The 20,001-nt window shown below is 45.5% G+C and carries 15 protein-coding genes; 8 read left to right on the plus strand and 7 right to left on the minus strand.

Going from position 1 to position 20,001, the window contains the following annotated elements:
- Positions 1 to 30: 30 nt before the first annotated feature.
- The 3 genes from AAGA51_RS05135 to AAGA51_RS05145 form a co-directional block, all read right to left on the minus strand.
- On the minus strand, positions 31 to 804 hold the full coding sequence (locus AAGA51_RS05135; RefSeq protein WP_042486729.1) for a peptidoglycan binding protein CsiV: 774 nt from the start codon (positions 802 to 804) through the stop codon (positions 31 to 33).
- Positions 805 to 873: 69 nt separating this feature from the next.
- Positions 874 to 4,335, minus strand: a complete 3,462-nt coding sequence (gene mfd, locus AAGA51_RS05140) for a transcription-repair coupling factor (RefSeq protein ID WP_042486725.1) — start codon at positions 4,333 to 4,335, stop codon at positions 874 to 876.
- Between the two features lie 8 nt (positions 4,336 to 4,343).
- Positions 4,344 to 4,913: a hypothetical protein gene (locus AAGA51_RS05145; RefSeq protein WP_042486722.1), complete on the minus strand. Its 570-nt coding sequence runs from the start codon at positions 4,911 to 4,913 to the stop codon at positions 4,344 to 4,346.
- A gap of 249 nt (positions 4,914 to 5,162) precedes the next feature.
- Between AAGA51_RS05145 and lolC the strand changes: the two genes are divergently transcribed.
- Genes lolC through lolE form a run of 3 tightly spaced genes read left to right on the plus strand, consistent with a single transcriptional unit; the run spans position 5,163 to position 8,294 of the window.
- The gene (gene lolC / locus AAGA51_RS05150; protein ID WP_042486720.1) at positions 5,163 to 6,371 is read left to right on the plus strand and encodes a lipoprotein-releasing ABC transporter permease subunit LolC; all 1,209 of its coding nucleotides are present in this window, start codon (positions 5,163 to 5,165) and stop codon (positions 6,369 to 6,371) included.
- Entirely contained in the window at positions 6,364 to 7,050 is a 687-nt protein-coding gene (lolD, locus tag AAGA51_RS05155; RefSeq protein ID WP_042486717.1) for a lipoprotein-releasing ABC transporter ATP-binding protein LolD, read from the plus strand. The genes lolC and lolD overlap by 8 nt, the downstream gene beginning before the upstream one ends.
- Positions 7,050 to 8,294 (plus strand): lipoprotein-releasing ABC transporter permease subunit LolE, encoded by a 1,245-nt coding sequence (gene lolE, locus AAGA51_RS05160; RefSeq protein ID WP_042486715.1) that lies wholly within the window; start codon positions 7,050 to 7,052, stop codon positions 8,292 to 8,294. Before lolD ends, lolE begins: the two co-directional genes overlap by 1 nt.
- Positions 8,295 to 8,441: 147 nt before the next feature.
- On the opposite strand, the gene AAGA51_RS05165 is transcribed toward lolE, so the two are convergent.
- Positions 8,442 to 8,957, minus strand: a complete 516-nt coding sequence (locus tag AAGA51_RS05165; RefSeq protein WP_042486712.1) for a DUF2062 domain-containing protein — start codon at positions 8,955 to 8,957, stop codon at positions 8,442 to 8,444.
- An 8-nt stretch (positions 8,958 to 8,965) separates the two neighbouring features.
- Between AAGA51_RS05165 and AAGA51_RS05170 the strand changes: the two genes are divergently transcribed.
- Genes AAGA51_RS05170 through kdsB form a run of 5 tightly spaced genes read left to right on the plus strand, consistent with a single transcriptional unit; the run spans position 8,966 to position 14,922 of the window.
- Positions 8,966 to 11,209 (plus strand): DNA internalization-related competence protein ComEC/Rec2, encoded by a 2,244-nt coding sequence (locus AAGA51_RS05170; RefSeq protein WP_081878721.1) that lies wholly within the window; start codon positions 8,966 to 8,968, stop codon positions 11,207 to 11,209.
- Between the two features lie 32 nt (positions 11,210 to 11,241).
- Positions 11,242 to 12,990 (plus strand): lipid A ABC transporter ATP-binding protein/permease MsbA, encoded by a 1,749-nt coding sequence (msbA, locus tag AAGA51_RS05175; RefSeq protein ID WP_042486923.1) that lies wholly within the window; start codon positions 11,242 to 11,244, stop codon positions 12,988 to 12,990.
- A gap of 9 nt (positions 12,991 to 12,999) precedes the next feature.
- On the plus strand, positions 13,000 to 14,007 hold the full coding sequence (lpxK, locus tag AAGA51_RS05180; protein WP_042486710.1) for a tetraacyldisaccharide 4'-kinase: 1,008 nt from the start codon (positions 13,000 to 13,002) through the stop codon (positions 14,005 to 14,007).
- Positions 13,988 to 14,167, plus strand: coding sequence for a Trm112 family protein (locus AAGA51_RS05185; protein WP_042486707.1), 180 nt, complete (start codon positions 13,988 to 13,990; stop codon positions 14,165 to 14,167). Before lpxK ends, AAGA51_RS05185 begins: the two co-directional genes overlap by 20 nt.
- Positions 14,167 to 14,922 (plus strand): 3-deoxy-manno-octulosonate cytidylyltransferase, encoded by a 756-nt coding sequence (gene kdsB, locus AAGA51_RS05190; RefSeq protein ID WP_042486703.1) that lies wholly within the window; start codon positions 14,167 to 14,169, stop codon positions 14,920 to 14,922. The genes AAGA51_RS05185 and kdsB overlap by 1 nt, the downstream gene beginning before the upstream one ends.
- A 134-nt stretch (positions 14,923 to 15,056) precedes the next feature.
- Here kdsB and AAGA51_RS05195 read toward each other — a convergent pair whose 3' ends face one another.
- The 3 genes from AAGA51_RS05195 to AAGA51_RS05205 form a co-directional block, all read right to left on the minus strand.
- A complete protein-coding gene (locus tag AAGA51_RS05195; RefSeq protein ID WP_042486699.1) occupies positions 15,057 to 16,613 on the minus strand; it encodes a SpoVR family protein in 1,557 nt (518 codons plus the stop codon).
- A gap of 12 nt (positions 16,614 to 16,625) precedes the next feature.
- Positions 16,626 to 17,897, minus strand: coding sequence for a YeaH/YhbH family protein (locus AAGA51_RS05200; protein ID WP_042486694.1), 1,272 nt, complete (start codon positions 17,895 to 17,897; stop codon positions 16,626 to 16,628).
- Between the two features lie 123 nt (positions 17,898 to 18,020).
- The gene (locus AAGA51_RS05205; RefSeq protein ID WP_042486692.1) at positions 18,021 to 19,955 is read right to left on the minus strand and encodes a PrkA family serine protein kinase; all 1,935 of its coding nucleotides are present in this window, start codon (positions 19,953 to 19,955) and stop codon (positions 18,021 to 18,023) included.
- Positions 19,956 to 20,001 lie beyond the last annotated feature (46 nt).

Here is a 20,001-nt window from a genome sequence, read left to right on the forward strand (position 1 = left end):
AAAAAGCGCCCATAGGGCGCTTCAATATATTTACTGCTCTGCTACTTTTCGCACCTGGATAATCATGCCCATCAAAGGGTGGTCCAAATAGTGTGTCTCGCTACTGCGCATACGTCTTTTCTGGTCGATGCGATAGCTTTTCAAGAAGCTTTCTACTTTTCTTGTTGGAGAAACAGGCGCTAAGTTACCCGCCTGAACCGTGCCGTCGGCTTGTTCGTCAGTAGGTGTCAGCTCTAGCGGCGTGTCCTGTATCAACACTTCACGAACACTCGGCTCTTTTAAGTCCATCATCACTTCAGCGTAGAGATAATGCTGAACGTAAATCTGTAAGGTACCGTCTAGCTCATAAAATGGTTTAGCAATACTTTGTTCTGTCACACCATCAATCGATGTTTGTGTGGTTGCGCTATTAATGGCGCTGCCATCAGGACGATATTGACGCGAGTAATCTTTACCTGCCTGAATATGGAATACAGGTGCAGAACTTCTTCCTTCATCACCCTGACGCCATGCAGTGTGTAGCAAGACGTCAAAGCCAGCGTGCTTTTTCAACTCTTGAACTTGGTCATTAAGTTGATAATCTGAATAGGCAAGCATCTTAACGCCTTTTGATTGACGATAAGCAGAATCAGAAAAGCTGCCAGCTCGAGCCATGTTAATTTCAGGCAGGTTATCTGGCCAAGATTCGCTGATTTTTTCTGCATCTACTGCTCTTTTGAAGATGATGACTTCAATATCAAACTGTCTCTGAGCCAAGCTAGGCATTGAAACCAGTAAAAGCAGTAATGGGATCAGTTTTTTCATTATGACTCCGTCATTCGGTGCTTAGCACCTTACATCTTTTTTTAAGGCTTCACTTTTTCAGAGAGGCCTTTACGCTGTTGGAAGTAGATTTTGCTGGAATTCGCCCAGCATGTCTGTAACAAACTGAATTCGTTCTCTTCTGTCGACTAATGGTAACGCATACTTAAATTTGGTTGGACCATCCATCGCAAATTTTTTCGGTTGAGACTGCAACAGTTTAACCAAAAACATAGGGTTAATGTCAGCATTTGGATAGAACTCGATATAGCCGCCTTTCTCATGGGCTTCAATTTTACGAATTTTAAGTTGTGCTGCATCAAGCTTAAGTTGCGCAAGAGCCAGCAGATTCAGAGCCGCATCTGGCAATTTGCCGAAGCGGTCAATCAATTCTACTTTCAGTTCAGCAAGCTCGCTTTCATCATGGACGCTGGCAATTTGTTTATACATAGACAAACGCGTATTGATATCAGGAATATAGTCTTCTGGTAACAGCGCTGGTAAACGCATTTCCACTTCGGTTTGTTCGCGTAGTAAGTCATCCAAGGATGGCTCTTTACCTGATTTCAATGCTTCAACAGCTTGCTCCAGCATTTCCATGTAAAGCGTGAAGCCGATGGATTGGATCTGACCACTTTGCTCATCGCCCAACAGTTCACCAGCTCCTCGAATTTCCAAGTCGTGTGTGGCTAACGTAAAGCCTGCACCTAGGTCTTCCAACGAAGCGATAGCTTCAAGACGTTTGACCGCATCCTTAGTGATTGCTTTTGGTGGCGGCGTTAACAAGTACGCATAAGCTTGGTGGTGCGAACGGCCTACACGACCACGCAATTGGTGTAACTGTGCCAAACCTAATGAATCCGCGCGATTCATAATAATGGTGTTGGCGGTCGGAACGTCGATACCTGTTTCAATAATGGTAGTACACACCAACAGGTTGAAGCGCTGGTGGTAGAAATCATTCATCACGCGTTCCAATTCACGTTCGCGCATTTGCCCGTGAGCAGTGGTAATTCGAGCTTCAGGAACCAGCTTGGTTAAGTCTTCCGCCACTTTTTCGATGGTTTCGACTTGGTTGTGCAGGAAGTACACCTGACCACCACGCATAATTTCACGCAGAACAGCTTCACGAACAACACTGTCTTCACTTTGGCGGACAAAGGTTTTGATCGCTAAACGACGAGCAGGTGGGGTTGCGATTATCGACAGGTCACGCATTCCACTCATTGCCATATTCAATGTGCGCGGTATTGGCGTTGCTGTGAGAGTCAGGATATCCACATCCGCACGCATCGCTTTCACTTTTTCTTTCTGACGAACACCAAAACGGTGTTCTTCATCAACAATCAGCAAGCCTAAATCGGCAAACTTAATATCGTTAGAAAGCAGCTTGTGCGTCCCGACTAAGATGTCGACTTTACCTTCAGCCACATCTTGTAGAATTTGTTTTTGCTCTTTGGCTGACTTGAAGCGAGAGAGCACTTCGACACGAATTGGCAGGTTGGCAAATCGGTCACGGAAGTTCTCAAAGTGTTGCTGCGCTAGCAGGGTAGTCGGAACCAAGACCGCAACTTGTTTGTTGTTATCCGTACACAAGAACGCCGCACGCATCGCCACTTCAGTTTTACCAAAGCCCACATCACCACACACCAGTCGATCCATCGCTTTGGCTTGGCACATATCAGACAGTACCGCATTAATTGCCATTGCCTGATCGTCGGTTTCCTCAAATGGGAATCCCGCTTTGAATGTCGCGTACTGGTCTCTGTCTAGGGTGAACTTAAAGCCCGGTTTGAGCTCGCGTTTGGCATAAACATCCAACAATTCAGCCGCGACGTCACGAACCTTTTCAGCGGCTTTGCGACGAGCTTTTGTCCATGATTCACTGCCCAGTTTGTGTAACGGCGCACTCTCTTCCGCGCCGCCTGAGTATCGGCTAATCAGATTCAGCGATGAAACCGGAACATAGAGCTTGGCTTCATTCAAATACTCCAGTGTCACGTATTCTGTGGTTAAACCACCGGCTTCTAAGGTCTGCAGACCGACGTAACGGCCGATACCGTGGTCAATATGAACCACAGGTTGACCCGGTTTGAGTTCAGCAAGGTTGCGAATTACGGCATCGCTATTGGTGGTTTTACGATCTTTTTTGCGGCGTTGAATGACGCGGTCACCCAACAAATCGCTTTCACAGACCAGTGCTACCTTGTCGGTGCCAAAAATAAAACCATGCTCTGAGGAGCCAAGAATCAGCGCAAATTTATCGCTGCTTTGTAGCGCTTCACTAAATGAGCTTTTACTGTGTGGGCGAAGCTTGATCTGTTGTAACAGTTCAAGCAAAGCTTCACGCCGACCTTCCGATTCTACGGAGAAGATGATCTTGCCAGTAAATTGTTCGCTGAACTGACGCAGTGCCGACATCGGTTCTTTGTTTTGGTGCTGAACAGCAAGCGTAGGAAGAGCGCTGATATCGGGATTAGTGCGACCGGCTTTTTCCGCCACAGGGTCGATACTCATCACGGTATGAGGCAAGTCCTTGAACTGTGTAAACAGTTCGTCTTTCTTAAGCCACAGTTCTTCTGGTGGAAGCAGAGGACGCAGTGGGTCTACTTTGCGCTGATCGTATCGGTAGTCGACGTCTGTTAAGAATTGGTCGATGGATTTTTCTAAATCCCCAACGGAAATAAGCTGACTGTCCACTGGCAAATAATCAAACAGAGTCTCGGTTTGTTCGAAAAACAGTGGTTGCCAGTATTCAATACCAGCAGGCCAAGTGCCTTTTGAAACCTGCATGTAAACCGACTCAGGCTCGCGACGCGCTTCAAAGCGTTGACGCCAGCGAGTTCGAAAATCTTCAATCGCACTTTCTGTTGTTGGAAATTCGTGCGCTGGTAGCAGGCAAATCTCCTGAATTTCTTCAATTGAGCGTTGGTTCTCTGGATCGAACGTGCGGATGGTATCAATTTCATCGTCGAAGAAATCAATACGATACGGGTCTGAGCTGCCCATAGGGAATAGGTCGAGAATCGAGCCTCTGCTCGCGTACTCACCCGGGCCAAACACTTGGTCTACATGGCGATAACCAGATTTTTCCAGCTGTATTCTCAGTTTTTCTAACGAGAAAAGATCGCCGCGTTTTACCATCAAGGTGTGCTGAAGCAAAAAGTCCTGCGGCGTTTGGCGTTGAAGCAGTGTGCTTACCGGTACAATAGTAACGCCTGACTTTAGCGTAGGCAGCTTATACAGTCGGGATATGCGGTCAGAGATAATTTCCTGATGAGGCGAGAAGTTGTCGTACGGTAAGGTTTCCCAGTCAGGGAAAAGAGCGACTTCGTGCTCGCTGAACTGTTCAATTTCATGAAGCAGTTTCAGTGCTGTTTGTGGGTCAGGCACCGCTAACAATGTGTGTCCTGAATGACCATTCGCTATTTCAGCGATGGCTAATGCTAAACTAGCACCTTTTAAGTTGCCTATGTGCTTTTTGTCTCCGGCATTGGATGCCGAATTCAAAGAGAGTAGTGTATTTTTAGTCATGGAAACGCTTATGTTTTATCTCTATCCAAAGAGCGCTGACGCAGAAGTTTTTGCTGTTGATAGAGGGCTGCTTTGATCAGCAAGTCTTGGTCAGTGTCGCGTAGTAAATCGTATTTTACGGTGACGACTTTATCAGCATTGTGTTCTTCAATGCTATGGACAGTGGCGTAGCAGTAAATTGCCGCTGCAGGATGTTCTATAAATAGCTTGATGCGCAGCTTAGTGCCCACCACTGGTGCTTTATCGGTTAAGTAGGATAACTGGCTTGCCCCAAAAGAAGTGGTTTGGTGGCGTAGCTCTGGTTCATCTTGTTGGGACAACATGAAGGTTAACAACAGATTCAGCTTTGAGTTCTGAGTATCCAGCAACTGGACAACATGTTTAAAGTCACTGTTTTTGAGCTCCAGTTTCGCAGCATCATTGAGTTGGTCCAACTGACTAAACTCGCTGGCAACAACAAATGGCGCGGGGATCTCAGCAACGAAATGCTCATAAGAAGGAAAAACGAAATCGTCCGACATTGGCTCGACATTGATAGTGAGTGCATGATGTACAGTGAAAAATTCTTGATCTGTCATATAAGTTCCTTCTTTTCTTTGTTGATTATCGCCATACCGACCAAGTAATCAAGTTATGCCTGTCCATCGGGCGCAAATAATGGTTTTTCTCGTAAATGTTGGCTTTTCTTAGCAGAGAGGAGTTCGCGGATTGAATGTTTGTCTTCCTCATCAATAATTTGCGCTCTTACATAGATTTGGCAAAGAAAAGCTACAACCTTGGCGGGTTTATAGTTACAGTATCGGCATCTTATTTTATTGGTTTTTATTATGTTTCATCCGATATCGACCTTTATCGGCCTGCGTTATCTCAGAGGACGCTCCGGTGACAGGTTCAGTCGATTCGTGTCTTATATGTCTACTGCTGGTATTACGATTGGCGTGATGTCTCTGGTTACCGTTCTTTCCGTCATGAATGGTTTTGAAGCTCAGCTTAAAAGTCGCATTCTTGGCGTCTTGCCACAAGCGGTTGTTTCTCAAGCTCAAGATAAAACGACGCTAACAGAACAAGCTCCTGAATTTATTACTCAGCTATCCAGTCAGCGTAGCCCAGAACCCATTGTCCGTAGCGAAGCTGTTATACAGAGCCCGTCTCAATTAGCAGCTGGGCTCATGGTCGGGATTGAGCCTAGTGACAAAGATCCAATCATGGATTATCTGATTGCTGGAAGTCTTTCGGCGCTTAAAGCGGGAGAGTACCAAGTGTTTTTGGGCCATACACTGGCTCGCAATCTCAACGTATCACTGCACGATAAAGTCAGATTAATGGTTACCAGCGCCAGTCAGTTCACACCTCTGGGGCGTATTCCAAGCCAGCGCAATTTTACTGTTGCGGGAATTTTTAACACGGGTTCCGATGTTGACGGGCAATTAATGATTACCCATATCAGTGACGCAGGAAAACTGCTGAGATTTAACCAAGACACGGTATCGGGATGGCGTTTGTTTTTTGAAGACCCGTTTGTCGTCGGTGAGCTTGCGAACACCAAGTTACCAGAAGGCTGGCATTGGACAGATTGGCGTGAGCAGCGTGGTGAACTTTTCCAAGCCGTAGGGATGGAAAAGAACATGATGGGCTTAATGCTTGGACTGATTGTCGGTGTTGCGGCTTTTAATATTATTTCTGCCCTGATTATGGTGGTGATGGAGAAACAGGCCGAAGTTGCGATTTTGAAAACACAGGGCATGACAGACCGCCAAGTGTTGGCAATTTTCATGGTTCAAGGAGCCAGCAGTGGTGTGATTGGTGCCATCGTAGGTGGAACCTTAGGCGTGTTGCTTGCAAGCAACCTGAATACCATTCTGGATAGCTTAGGTGTAGCTCTGTTCTCGCTGGGTGGCGAACTGCCAGTGGTGATCAATCCAACCCAAATTTTTATTGTGGTGGTATTGGCGATATGCCTGAGTCTTCTAGCGACTTTATTTCCGTCTTACCGTGCATCATCTGTTAAACCCGCTGAGGCTTTACGTTATGAATAACCTTTTACGTTGTCACCAAGTTTGCAAAACTTACCAAGAAGGCGAACTACAAACTCAGGTATTAAAAGGCGTCAGCTTCGATATTCAGCGTGGGGAACTGGTCTCAATTATCGGTTCTTCCGGCTCGGGTAAAAGTACCCTGTTACACATTCTCGGTGCGCTTGATGATGCATCCAAAGGAAGTGTTGAGTTTCTTGGGCAAGATCTGACAAGTTTACATTCCAACAAGCAGGCGAAAATTCGCAACAAGCACCTGGGTTTTGTGTATCAGTTCCATCATTTATTGGCAGACTTTTCTGCTTTGGAAAACGTGGCGATGCCACTTCTCATTGGTGGAATGAAAGTTTCTGAAGCGAAAGCGGCGGCGCAAGCCTTGCTGGAACGAGTAGGGCTGAGTCACCGTTTAGAGCATCGTCCTTCGGAATTGTCTGGTGGCGAACGTCAACGTGTTGCGATTGCTCGAGCATTGGTCAACAAACCTGATCTAGTGTTGGCTGATGAACCGACGGGTAACTTGGACCACACAACGGCATTGTCTATTTATGATCTGATGCGTGAACTGAACAGAGAATCAGGAACCGCTTTCCTAGTCGTCACCCACGACGGAGAACTGGCGGCGAAAATGGATCGCCAGATGCACATGAAAGATGGCTTATTGCTTGATGTGGAGGAGGCGTAGTGTTCTCTTCACTATCAATGTTCATTGGTGGCCGTTTTAGTCGCGCAAAACAGCGTAATAAAATGGTTTCCTTTATTTCTCTTTCTTCAACCATTGGTATTGCGGTGGGTGTTGCGGTGATTATTATCGGTCTTTCTGCCATGAACGGCTTTGAGCGCGAATTGCAAAACAGAGTGCTGTCTGTAATCCCACACGGCGAGTTTGAAGGTGTCCGCCAGCCGATTAATAACTGGCAGGACATCGTTAAAAAAGCCAATGAAAATTCCGAAGTAGAGGCTGCTGCGCCTTATGTGAAGATGACTGCGTTGGCAGAAAAAGGCGCTCAGCTCAAAGCCATCGAAGTTCGAGGTATTGATCCTCAGATGGAGCGAGCGGTATCCAGCCTTTCTCAATATGTGACGGATAATGCATGGCAAGATTTTACACCTGGTCAGCAACAAGTGATTTTGGGCAAAGGTGTAGCCGATAAATTGGATGCTAAGGTTGGCGATTTCATCACCTTGATGATCCCTAGCTCTAACAGCGAAAACAGAGTTCAAGCACCAAAGCGGGTACGAGTAAAAATTGCAGGGCTTTTGGCCTTAAATGGACAAATTGATCACAGTCTGGCACTCCTGCCGATTGAAGACGCGCAGCAATATTCAAACTTGGGCGATGCGGTTACCGGTGTTTCTATCAAAGTGCGTAATGTGCTGGCAGCAACGAATGTGGTGCGAGAAGTAGGGACGACGCTAAATGAATACGTCTACCTTCGAAGCTGGCAACAGAAGTTCGGTTTCCTTTATCGCGATATACAAATGGTACGTAGCATCATGTATCTGGTGATGGTGCTAGTTATTGGTGTTGCCAGTTTCAACATCGTTTCGACACTGATGATGGCAGTAAAAGACAGAGCCGCAGAAATCGCGATTCTTCGCACCATGGGCGCGAGCGATGGTTTGGTTAAACGTATTTTTGTATGGCAAGGCGTGTTTTCTGGTGTGCTTGGCGGTGTTGTCGGCAGTGTGTTAGGCGTGCTGGTGGCTTTAAATCTCACACCTATGGTGAAAGCTCTAGAGTCATTGATTGGTCATCAATTTTTATCTGGAGATATCTACTTTGTGGACTTCTTACCGTCGCAAGTGATTGCCGGAGATGTTTTCTTAGTGTCAGGGACTGCAATTGCCTTAAGTTTGTTGGCAACTTGGTATCCAGCCTCCAGAGCGAGTAAGCTCAATCCGGCCTCTGTTCTGAGCAGCAAATAAAACGCCAGCGTTAGCGATTTTAGCTAGACGATGGAAAAGCAAAAAAGGACCGTAAGGTCCTTTTTTCATGTTCGCGCTACATTCATTTCATTGCTGAGCAATAAGTTCATCTCAAGTTAGAACGTCCGTTATTTTCTCTTTAGGTTTTCAGGTTATTTTCGTACGTCGTCTCTGCCAGCTTCTTACTACAGAGTAACGCCATAAACCACGAATACCGAAATAGCCAACCACTGATGCCACAACTGCGCAAACCGCGCACCCTAACAGGAACGGTGGAGCAATAGTGCCCATTTGGTGTGCCAGAAAATCCCAAGAAAGTTCAAAATGAAAATTCTGTGGCGGGATATTGAGTAACCAAGCACCAAGCTTATAGGCGATATAGAAAATAAACGGCATGGTAATTGGGTTTGTAATCCATACCAAAGCAACAGATAACGGTAGATTAACACCCAAAGCGATGGCTATACCGGCGGACATGATCATCTGACTTGGTAGTGGAACAAACGCCATGAAGAGACCAACAGCAAACGCACCCGCTGCTGAGCGTCGATTAAGACACCACAAGTTAGGGTTATATAGAACATTGCCAAAAATTTTTAATGCCTTTTGACGCTTAATAACGTCATGGTTAGGCATAAATTTTTTGATGAATTTTCTTGGCATAGGGAACCATGACTCTCTTATCGAAAAATTGGACGCTTGCTTCGTTTTCGCTCACTGTTTTGTCATCGCCCTATTGGCCTTATATGCCAGATTTGGGTTTTGCGCTATTTTGCCCACTTTTTATCATTCTTAGTGTCCGATTCACTAAGCTTAGAAGATGGGGCGGGATCGTACTCGCTTTGCTAGTGATAATAACACATGGCAACGTAGTAAAAACTCAATCCAGTAGCATTTTTCAAGCAGGGCTGGATATTACCATAAAAGGAAAAGTTGACAGCTTTTTTAAACAAATAAGTTATGGATACGAAGGTTCTGTTGCCGTACATCAAATAAATGACCATGTTGTCACTACATGGCTCTCTCCTCGTATTCGCTTAATATCACCTTTGCCGTTGCAAATTGGCGATCACTTTGAATTTGCAGTTAAAGTGAAACCTGTTGTTGGCAGATTGAATGAAGTTGGATTTGATGCCGAATCCTACTCTTTAAGCCAAGGTTGGGTAGCTAGGGCATCGGTCGTTAATAATTCCCGCTTTCAGATTAGCTCCGGATTAAGTCTGCGAAACTGGATTTACGACTCGGTTCAAAAACAAATATCAGACAGCCCATTTAAGGGAATAATAACCGCCCTAATGTTCGGCGAACGCTCTGGGTTGAGCCAAGCAGATTGGATGCAACTGAGAAACAGCGGTTTGATTCATCTGGTGGCAATTTCAGGTCTGCATATAGGTATTGCATTCGGGATAGGGTATGTACTTGGCCTAGGAGTATCAAGACTCCATCCTATGTTCGTTTGGCTTCCTTTTATTTTGGGCGCATCCTTCGCGGTGAGCTATGCGTGGCTTGCTGGTTTTACGTTGCCGACGCAGCGAGCATTGATTATGTGCCTGCTCAATGTGCTGCTTATTGCCTTACGGATTCATGTATCTGTATCTCGGCGAATTTTACTTACGCTAGCGGCAGTCTTGATGATTGACCCGTTTGCTTCATTAGCGAGCAGTTTCTGGCTTTCGTTTACTGCAGTTTGTATCGTGATTTATCTCTGTTCAATCACCGCACAATGGAAACAGTGGTGGACGCGATTTATCGCAGGGCAGGTGATGTTGGTGCTGATGATGGCACCTGTAAGTGCTTACTTCTTTGGTGGGGTAAGCTGGGTATCAATCCTGTTCAATATGGCTTTTATCCCTTGGTTCTCTTTCCTTATCATTCCTGTACTTTTTGTGGCGGTAATTGTTACTTGCCTTGATTTCCCTTACAGCGACGGTTTGTGGCAACTCGTCGACTTTTCGTTTCAACCACTGGCGCATGCGCTTCCTTACGCGACTTCAGGTTGGATTAACATCAGTGAATGGCTTCTTCAGTTGATGCTAGTTTTGACCCTAGTTTGGCTACTACGGATGGTTGTAAGCCGTTTTAGCCAGATCTTGCTAGCGATAGTTCTGATCTCAACCTTGTTGTTTAGATCTCCGTCTTATGACTGGCGGATGGATGTGCTCGATGTTGGTCACGGTCTGGCTGTTTTGATCGAAAAAGGAGGTAAAACCTTGCTTTACGATACAGGAAGCAGCTGGGAGAACGGCAGCTATGTTCGTTCTGTGATTGCACCGCTGCTTGCAAAAAGGGGAACAGACACGATTGATGCAGTGATATACAGTCATTTCGATGATGATCATGCCGGTGGCAGAAAGGATGTAGACCAGCTACTTCTACCTCGTAATGTCTATTCCAGTCAGTTTATCGAAGACGCTTTGGCATGCGTGCGCGGTGAAGAGTGGCAGTGGCAAGGTCTGCATTTTTCTGTGCTATGGCCGCCAAAGCGAGTCGAGAGAGCCTTCAATCAGCATTCATGTGTAGTCCGCATTTCAGATATGAAACATGCTCACAGCGTGTTGCTTTCTGGGGATGTTACTGCTGTTGGTGAATGGTTATTGGCTCGAGATAATGCAATGTTGCAAAGTGATGTTATGATCGTTCCTCATCATGGCAGCAAAACGTCTTCTACAAAGGCATTTATTGAGCGTGTTTCACCCCAAATAGCGATTGCATCGTTAGATAAAACGAATCGATGGAACCTTCCTCACCCTGAGATCGTCGATAGGTACACCAGTTTCGGCTCTGAATGGTACGACACAGGAGAGAGCGGCCAGATAACCTTGAAATATAGAGCAGAAAGTCGTCACTTATCCACTCTTCGGCAGGATGGGATTCTCCCTTGGTATAGGCAGATGCTGCGTAAAGAGGTAGAATGACGACCAATATTGAAATAAGAATAAGCACTTATATGTCACTGAATACCGACGAAACAACATGGCAAACATTTAAACGCTTGTGGACTTACATCCGCCTTTACAAAACAGGGCTATATGCTGCTGTCATTGCTTTAATTGTGAATGCCGTTTCTGATACCTACATGATTTCTCTACTGAAACCTCTTCTTGACGAAGGTTTTGGTGACGTTGAATCTAATTTCTTACAAGTAATCCCGTTTATTATTCTTGGTGTTATGGCTGTTCGAGGCCTGAGTGGATTTGTTTCTTCCTACTGCCTAAGCTGGGTTTCCGGTAATGTGGTCATGCAAATGCGCCGCGCTATTTTCCACCATTTCATGCACATGCCAGTCACTTTCTTTGATAAAGAACCAACCGGTAGCTTATTGTCACGTATTACTTACGACTCTGAACAAGTTTCTGGTGCAACTAGCCGAGCTTTAGTGAGTATCGTGCGTGAAGGTGCAAGCATTATCGGTTTGCTCACTCTGATGTTCTGGAACAGCTGGCAACTTTCGTTAGTACTGATCGTTGTTGCCCCGATAGTTGCTATGGGTATCCGTTTCGTTTCTAAGCGTTTCCGCAAGATTTCTAAAAATATGCAAACCACGATGGGTGATGTTACATCGTCGGCTGAGCAGATGCTGAAAGGCCATAAAGTTGTATTGAGCTACGGTGGTCAGGCTGTAGAGCGCGAACGTTTTGATGAGGTGAGTAATCGCATGCGCCAGCAAACCATGAAGATGGTTGCTGCACAATCGATCGCTGATCCTGTGATTCAAATGATTGCGTCGTTAGCGTTAGTGACAGTGTTACTGCTTGCCAGTAATGACAGCATTCGTGCTGAACTGACTCCGGGTACTTTTAGTGTTGTTTTCTCAGCGATGTTTGGTTTGATGCGCCCTTTAAAAGCGTTAACCAACGTGACATCAGAGTTCCAACGCGGTATGGCAGCAAGTGCAACACTATTCAACCTTATGGATCTTGAAACCGAACGCGACAACGGTACTTTCGAAACGGACAAGGTTCGTGGCGAGATTGCAGTGAAAGACGTAACTTTCACTTATTCTGGTAAAGAAAAACCAGCGCTATCACACGTCAGTTTTGATATCCCGCAGGGTAAAACGGTCGCTCTGGTGGGGCGCTCTGGTTCGGGTAAATCGACTATAGCTAACCTGTTTACACGTTTTTACGATGTGGACTCCGGTGTGATTGAGTTAGATGGCCATGATGTTCGTGATTTCAAACTAACGAACCTGCGTAAACACTTCGCTTTAGTGTCGCAGAACGTGCATTTGTTCAACGATACCATTGCAAACAACATCGCTTATGCTGCAGAGGGTGAATACACTCGAGAGCAAATTGAAGAAGCCGCTCGTTTAGCTCATGCGATGGAATTTATTAATGGTATGCAGCATGGCCTAGATACCATTATTGGTGAGAACGGAACGAGCTTATCCGGTGGTCAGCGTCAGCGTATTGCTATTGCGCGAGCACTGCTGCGTGATGCCCCTGTGTTGATTTTGGATGAGGCAACATCAGCGTTGGATACCGAATCTGAGCGTGCTATTCAAGCTGCGTTGGATGAGCTGCAAAAGAACAAAACCGTACTGGTTATTGCACACAGACTTTCTACCATCGAACAAGCAGATGAAATCTTGGTTGTTGATGAAGGTGAAATCATTGAACGCGGTAAACACGCTGAATTGATTGAAAAAGATGGTGCTTATGCACAGCTGCACCGAATTCAATTTGGTGAGTAGGTTCGAACTGTGATTGAAAAAATCTGGTTTCAACATCATCCGATTCGTTTGCTCTTATGGCCACTTTTGTGGCCATTAAGCCTTGTGTTTAAAGCGATAAGCCGCTCTCGCAGAAAGGCATTTCAATCCGGAAAGAAACAGAGCTACAAGGCACCAGTGCCTGTTGTTATCGTCGGCAATATTACTGCTGGTGGTAATGGTAAAACGCCCGTGGTTATCTGGTTGGTCGAAACGCTTCAACGGCTAGGTTATAAACCCGGCGTGGTTTCCCGAGGCTATGGAGCGAAAGCGCCTTCTTATCCGCTTATGGTCTCAGATAACACGTCGACAGCCCACTGTGGTGATGAACCCAAGCTTATTTATCAACGCACCAAAGCGCCTGTTGCGGTTGACCCCATTCGCTCCAGTGCTGTGAAAGCTCTGCTGAAGGAAAACATCGATATTATTATTACCGATGATGGCTTGCAGCATTACGCACTGGATCGTGATATTGAATTTGCCGTTGTTGATGGCGTGAGACGATTTGGCAATGAGCAGTTACTGCCTTTGGGCCCACTGCGTGAGCCTGTGTCACGTTTGAAAGAAGTGGATTTTACGATTACTAACGGCGGAACGCCTCTCGCGGGTGAAGTGGCTATGACACTGCAACCTGACTTGGCGGTAAATATGGTCACGGGAGAAAGAGTGCCTGTGAACACATTGTCAAACATCGTTGCTTGGGCGGGTATTGGGCATCCTCCACGCTTTTTTAACACCTTAAAAGAGCTAGGTGCTAAACCTGTAGTAGAACACGGATTTGCTGACCACCAAGACTTTGATTCCTCACAGCTGTTTGCATTAGCAACACGTGGGGATCATGTGGTTATGACAGAAAAAGACGCTGTAAAATGTGCTGCGTTTGCCAAAGAGAACTGGTGGTATCTGCCAGTCTCAGCGCAGATCTCTCATCATGATGAGCAGCATATTGTGGAAACTATTAAAGAGGTTATGGAACAGTATGGATCACCGTCTGCTTGAAATCGTTGCTTGTCCTATATGTAAAGGCAAGTTGACTTACGATAAAGATAAACAAGAACTCATTTGTAAATTTGACCGTCTTGCTTATCCAATCAAAGAGGGCATTCCTGTTCTCCTTGAACCGGAAGCTCGTACTATGTCAATGGACGAGGGACGATAATGTCATTTACCGTTGTTATTCCTGCTCGTTATCAGTCGACGCGTTTACCGGGTAAACCGCTCGCGGATATTGGTGGTAAACCTATGATCCAATGGGTTTATGAGCAGTCTCTTTTGGCGGGTGCTGAAAGAGTGATTATCGCAACTGACGATGCTCGCGTTGAACAGGCGGTTAAAGCGTTTGGCGGTACGGTGTGTATGACTTCTCCAGACCATCAGTCAGGCACTGAGCGTTTGGCTGAAGTGGTTGCATTAATGGGCATTGAAGATGACCACATCATAGTCAATGTGCAAGGTGATGAACCCTTGATTCCACCCGCTATTGTTCGTCAGGTTGCGGATAATTTGGCGGCGAGCAACGCTCCTATGGCAACACTGGCGGTTGAAATTGATCACGAAAGTGAAGTGTTCAACCCCAATGCAGTGAAAGTGGTGACAGATAAAGACGGTTACGCACTCTACTTCAGCCGTGCAACGATTCCATGGGATCGTGATAACTTTGCTTCTGAAGACAAAACCATAGTGCAACCTTTAATGCGTCACATTGGTATCTACGCGTATCGTGCTGGTTTCATTAATACCTATATCAACTGGCAGCCTAGCCAGCTTGAGAAAATTGAATGTTTAGAGCAGCTACGCGTACTTTGGTATGGCGAGAAAATTCATGTTGCAGTCGCGCTGGAAGCGCCTCCTGCTGGTGTCGATACTCCGGAAGATTTGGAGTTAGTACGCAGTATTGTGGCGAAGCAGTTGTAAGCAATCAGAATAAGAAAAGCCCCAGAGGAGAGTCTGGGGCTTTGTTCGTTATATAGAACTATTTACTTTTACAACTACTTACTTTTTACAACTAATTGTTAGGTTAGATGTTTTAGTTGTCGCAACGATAATCACTATTCGTGATCACCTTTTTTAGGACAGGTTGCGAGGATTTCTCTTCTTCCAGTGTCTTTTACCTCCTCTAATTTGACTTCAAAACCCCATAGGCGATGCATGTGTTTTAGTACCTCCTCGTAGCTTGGGTCTAAAGGAATTCGGTCGTGGGGGACATACTGCAGTGTGATGGAACGGTCCCCACGAACGTCGACGCTGAATACTTGGATGTTCGGTTCCAAGTTACTCAGATTGTATTGAGCAGCGAGCTTCTCTCGTATCTGTTGATAGCCGCTGTCATTGTGGATGGCGGTGACTTCAATGAAGTTCTTCCTGTCGTCGTCTGCAATGGCGAACAACTTGAAATCACGGATAAGTTTCGGTGATAAATATTGGCTGATAAAGCTTTCATCTTTGAAGTTGTGCATAGCGAAATGCACCGCTTCTAACCAGTCTGTCCCTGCCAGTTCAGGGAACCATTCGTAGTCTTCGTCGGTTGGGTTTTCACAAATTCTTTTAATATCGGTAAACATTGCAAACCCTAACGCATAAGGGTTTATACCACTGAAGTAACGACTGTTGTATGGCGGTTGAGCCACAACACTGGTGTGGCTGTGCAGAAACTCTAGGATAAACTTGTCTGACACTAGTCCTTCGTCATACAGGTGATTCAAAATGGTGTAGTGCCAGAAGGTAGCCCAACCTTCATTCATTACCTGTGTTTGTTTTTGCGGATAGAAATACTGGCTAATTTTACGCACGATACGGACGATTTCACGCTGCCATGATTCAAGCAGTGGCGCGTGTTTTTCGATGAAATAGAGAATGTTCTCTTGTGGCTCACTCGGGAAACGCGGTTGGTCGTCTTCCGCTCTCGCTTTCTGTGGGACGGTGCGCCAAAGGGCATTCACCTGAGACTGCAAATACTCTTCACGTTCTTCTTGGCGCGCTTTTTCTTCGGCGATGGAAATTTTCTCTGGGCGTTTGTATCTGTCGACTCCGTAATTCATTAGTGCATGGCACGAGTCTAATAAGCGTTCTACCTGATCAACACCATATTTCTCTTCACATCCGGCAATGTAATTTTTAGCAAACAGCAGGTAGTCAATAATTGAACTTGCGTCGGTCCATGTTTGGAATAGGTAGTTTCCTTTGAAGAAAGAGTTATGTCCGTAACAGGCGTGAGCCATGACCAACGCTTGCATGGTTACGGTGTTTTCTTCCATCAGATAAGCTATACAAGGGTCGGAGTTGATGACGATCTCGTACGCCAGTCCCATTTGTCCATGCTTATAGTTTTGTTCGGTATGGATAAACTTCTTACCAAATGACCAATGGTTGTAATTGATAGGCATACCAATACTGGAATAGGCATCCATCATTTGTTCAGAAGTAATGACTTCAATTTGGTTCTCATAGGTATCCAGTTTATAAAACTCAGCGACACGTTTTATCTCTGTGTGGTACTGCTCTAGGATGTCAAAGGTCCAATCCGGCCCATCAGGCAGAACTTTCGATTTGGTTGCGCGTTTCTTCGGCGCAGCATTTGACTTATTTTTTGTAGCATTGGTTGTCATACGCGCTCCCCCCTATGCGGTTTCCTTCTGGAATAGTTCCCTAAAGACAGGGAAAATATCCTCCACACTGCGAATGTTCTTCATAGCAAAATTACCAAAGGCTGGCTGCAGTTTTTCATATTCGTGCCATAAGGTTTGATGCGACCGACGGGTAATCTCGATATAGGCATAGTACTGACAGTAAGGTAGCAGTTGTTTGGTGAGCAACTCTTTACAGCGTGGCGAATCATCCGCCCAGTTATCACCATCGGAAGCTTGTGCACCGTAGATATTCCATTCACCAAGCGGATATCGTTCTTCAATGATCTCGTGCATCAGCTTAAGTGCACTGGAAACAATGGTGCCGCCAGTTTCTTGGGAATAGAAGAATTCTTGTTCATCCACCTCTTTCGCTTGAGTATGGTGACGAATGAACACTACTTCGACGTTTTTGTATGTTCGAGTCAGGAACAGATAGAGCAATACGTAAAAGCGTTTTGCAATGTCTTTGGTGGCTTGGTCCATAGAGCCAGAGACATCCATCAAACAGAACATAACCGCTTGGCTAGATGGAATAGGGCGTTTTTCGTAATTTTTGAAACGCAAATCGAAAGTATCAATAAAAGGCACGCTTTCAATTTTGGCGCGCAGTTCTTCAATCTCTTTTTTGATCCGTTTTTCTTCTAGAAGCAGAGCAGGTTCCGCGACTTTAATTCGTTCTAACTCTTCTTCCAATTCTTTCATTAAACGACGTTTATTGGCGGTCATCGCAGTGCGGCGTGCCAATGATTGTTGTAGCGAACGAACAATAGCAATGTTGGAAGCTGAACCCGCAGTCTGGTATCCAGCTCGATGGGTTTTCCACTCCGTTATCTTATTGATTTGGTTTTTTTCGAGATTCGGCAGTTCGAGGTCTTCGAACAGAATATCCAAATATTCGTCTTTGGAAATCTGGAATACAAATTCGTCCTCGCCTTCACCGTCTTGGCTGGCTTCTCCTTCACCTGACCCGCCGCCTTGACCACCTCCGCGAGGGCGTTCTATCTTGTCACCGCGTATGAATTGATCATTGCCTGGGTGTACACGCTCACGCATGCCTCCCTGACCTTGATGAAAGACAGGCTCTTTGATGTCTTTATTTGGTATAGACACATCTTCGCCAGTTTCTGTGTTCGTGATTGAACGGCGGTTTACCGCATCGGAAACCGACTCTTTAATCTGTTCTTTATAACGGCGTAAAAAGCGTTGTCGGTTCACCGCGCTTTTGTTCTTACCGTTTAATCGTCTATCGATGAATTGCGGCATGAGTCTTCCCCCGTATAACGTCACCTGAATAGCTCCCCCAACGAGGCATCCTGTCCTTGGATGCCTGCTTAGTTGGATTTCAGATATACCCTTTACAACAAGTTCTTTGGGTACAGACAGTGTTTAAGAAGATTTACGTACGCGTAAATACCACTCAGACAATAGTCTCACTTGTTTTTCGGTATAACCTTTCTCCATCATGCGAGCGACAAAGTTGTCGTGTTTTTTCTGATCTTCAGAAGAGGTTTTCGCATTAAAGGAGATAACAGGTAGTAGTTCCTCAGTATTCGAGAACATTTTTTTCTCGATAACGGTGCGCAATTTTTCGTAGCTGGTCCAAGCTGGGTTGTTACCATTATTATTCGCACGTGCACGTAATACGAAGTTGACGATTTCATTTCGGAAATCCTTCGGATTACTGATCCCAGCGGTTTTTTCGATTTTCTCCAATTCGCCGTTGAGTGAAGCTCGGTCAAACAGTTGCCCAGTTTCCGGATCGCGGTATTCCTGATCCTGAATCCAGAAATCCGCATAAGTGACGTAGCGGTCGAAAATGTTTTGACCGTACTCAGAGTAGGACTCTAAATATGCGGTTTGAATTTCTTTACCGATGAACTCGACATAACGCGGTACGAGGTAGCCCTTCACAAACTCTAAGTAACGGTCAGCCGTTTCTTGTGGGAACTGCTCACGTTCTACTTGTTGTTCAATTACATAGAAGAGATGTACAGGGTTTGCCGATACTTCACTGTGGTCGAAGTTGAATACGCGAGAGAGAATCTTGAACGCAAAACGAGTGGAAAGACCCGACATGCCTTCATCGACGCCTGCGTAGTCACGATACTCTTGGTAGCTTTTCGCTTTTGGATCGGTGTCTTTGAGTGTTTCACCATCGTAAACCCGCATTTTCGAAAATAGCGATGAGTTTTCAGGAATTTTCAAACGCGAAAGTACGCTGAATTGAGCAAGCAGATCAAGTGTACTTGGTGCGCATGGCGCTTTGGAAAGCTCACTGTGCTCAAGCAGTTTTTGGTAAATTTTAACTTCTTCGGAAACACGCAGACAGTAAGGAACCTTGACGATATAAACACGGTCTAGGAATGCCTCATTGTTTTTGTTGTTACGGAAAGCCTGCCATTCAGATTCGTTAGAGTGGGCGAGTATCATTCCGTCAAACGGTAAGGCTGAAAGACCTTCTGTACCGTTATAGTTCCCTTCTTGTGTCGCGGTGAGTAGAGGGTGAAGCACTTTGATTGGCGCTTTAAACATCTCTACGAATTCCATTAAACCTTGGTTCGCGCGGCACAATGCGCCTGAATAGCTATAAGCATCAGGATCGTCTTGAGAGAAGTGCTCTAACTGACGAATATCGACTTTACCTACCAGTGAGGAAATATCTTGGTTGTTTTCGTCACCCGGTTCGGTTTTCGCTATTGCGATTTGATCCAAGATTGAAGGGCGAACTTTAACCACTTTAAACTTGGTGATATCACCACCAAACTCATGTAAGCGTTTTGCTGCCCACGGTGACATGATGGATTTAACATAGCGTTTTTCGATACCGTATTCTTGCTTTAGAAGTTCTCCATCTTCGTTGACATCAAATAAGCAGAACGGGTGATCGTTCACAGGGCTGCGTTTGCCATTTGCCGAAAGGACATAAATAGGCATTTGCTGCATGAGTGCTTTGAGTTTTTCAGCAAGAGAAGACTTACCACCACCCACAGGGCCGAGTAAGTAAAGAATTTGTTTACGTTCTTCTAAGCCTTGAGCGGCGTGTTTTAAGTAAGAAACGATTTGTTCTATGGCATCTTCCATACCGTAGAAGTCTTGGAAAGTTTTGTATCTGGAGATAACTCGGTTTGAAAAAATACGGCTTAATCGAGGGTGTTTTGAAGTATCTACCATCTCGGGTTCACCGATGGCGAGCAACAGGCGTTCGGCCGCATTTGCGTATGCGCTTTTGTCTTCTTTACATAGATTTAAGAACTCTTGAATTGTTAGCTCTTCATCCTTGGCTGCTTCATAGCGTGCCTGAAAGTGGTCAAAAATACTCATAGTAAGTCCCCTCTAAAAATGTCACACAGACATACAACCGCTTTAA

It is taken from the genome of Vibrio diazotrophicus, assembly GCF_038452265.1.
Taxonomy (GTDB): domain Bacteria; phylum Pseudomonadota; class Gammaproteobacteria; order Enterobacterales; family Vibrionaceae; genus Vibrio; species Vibrio diazotrophicus.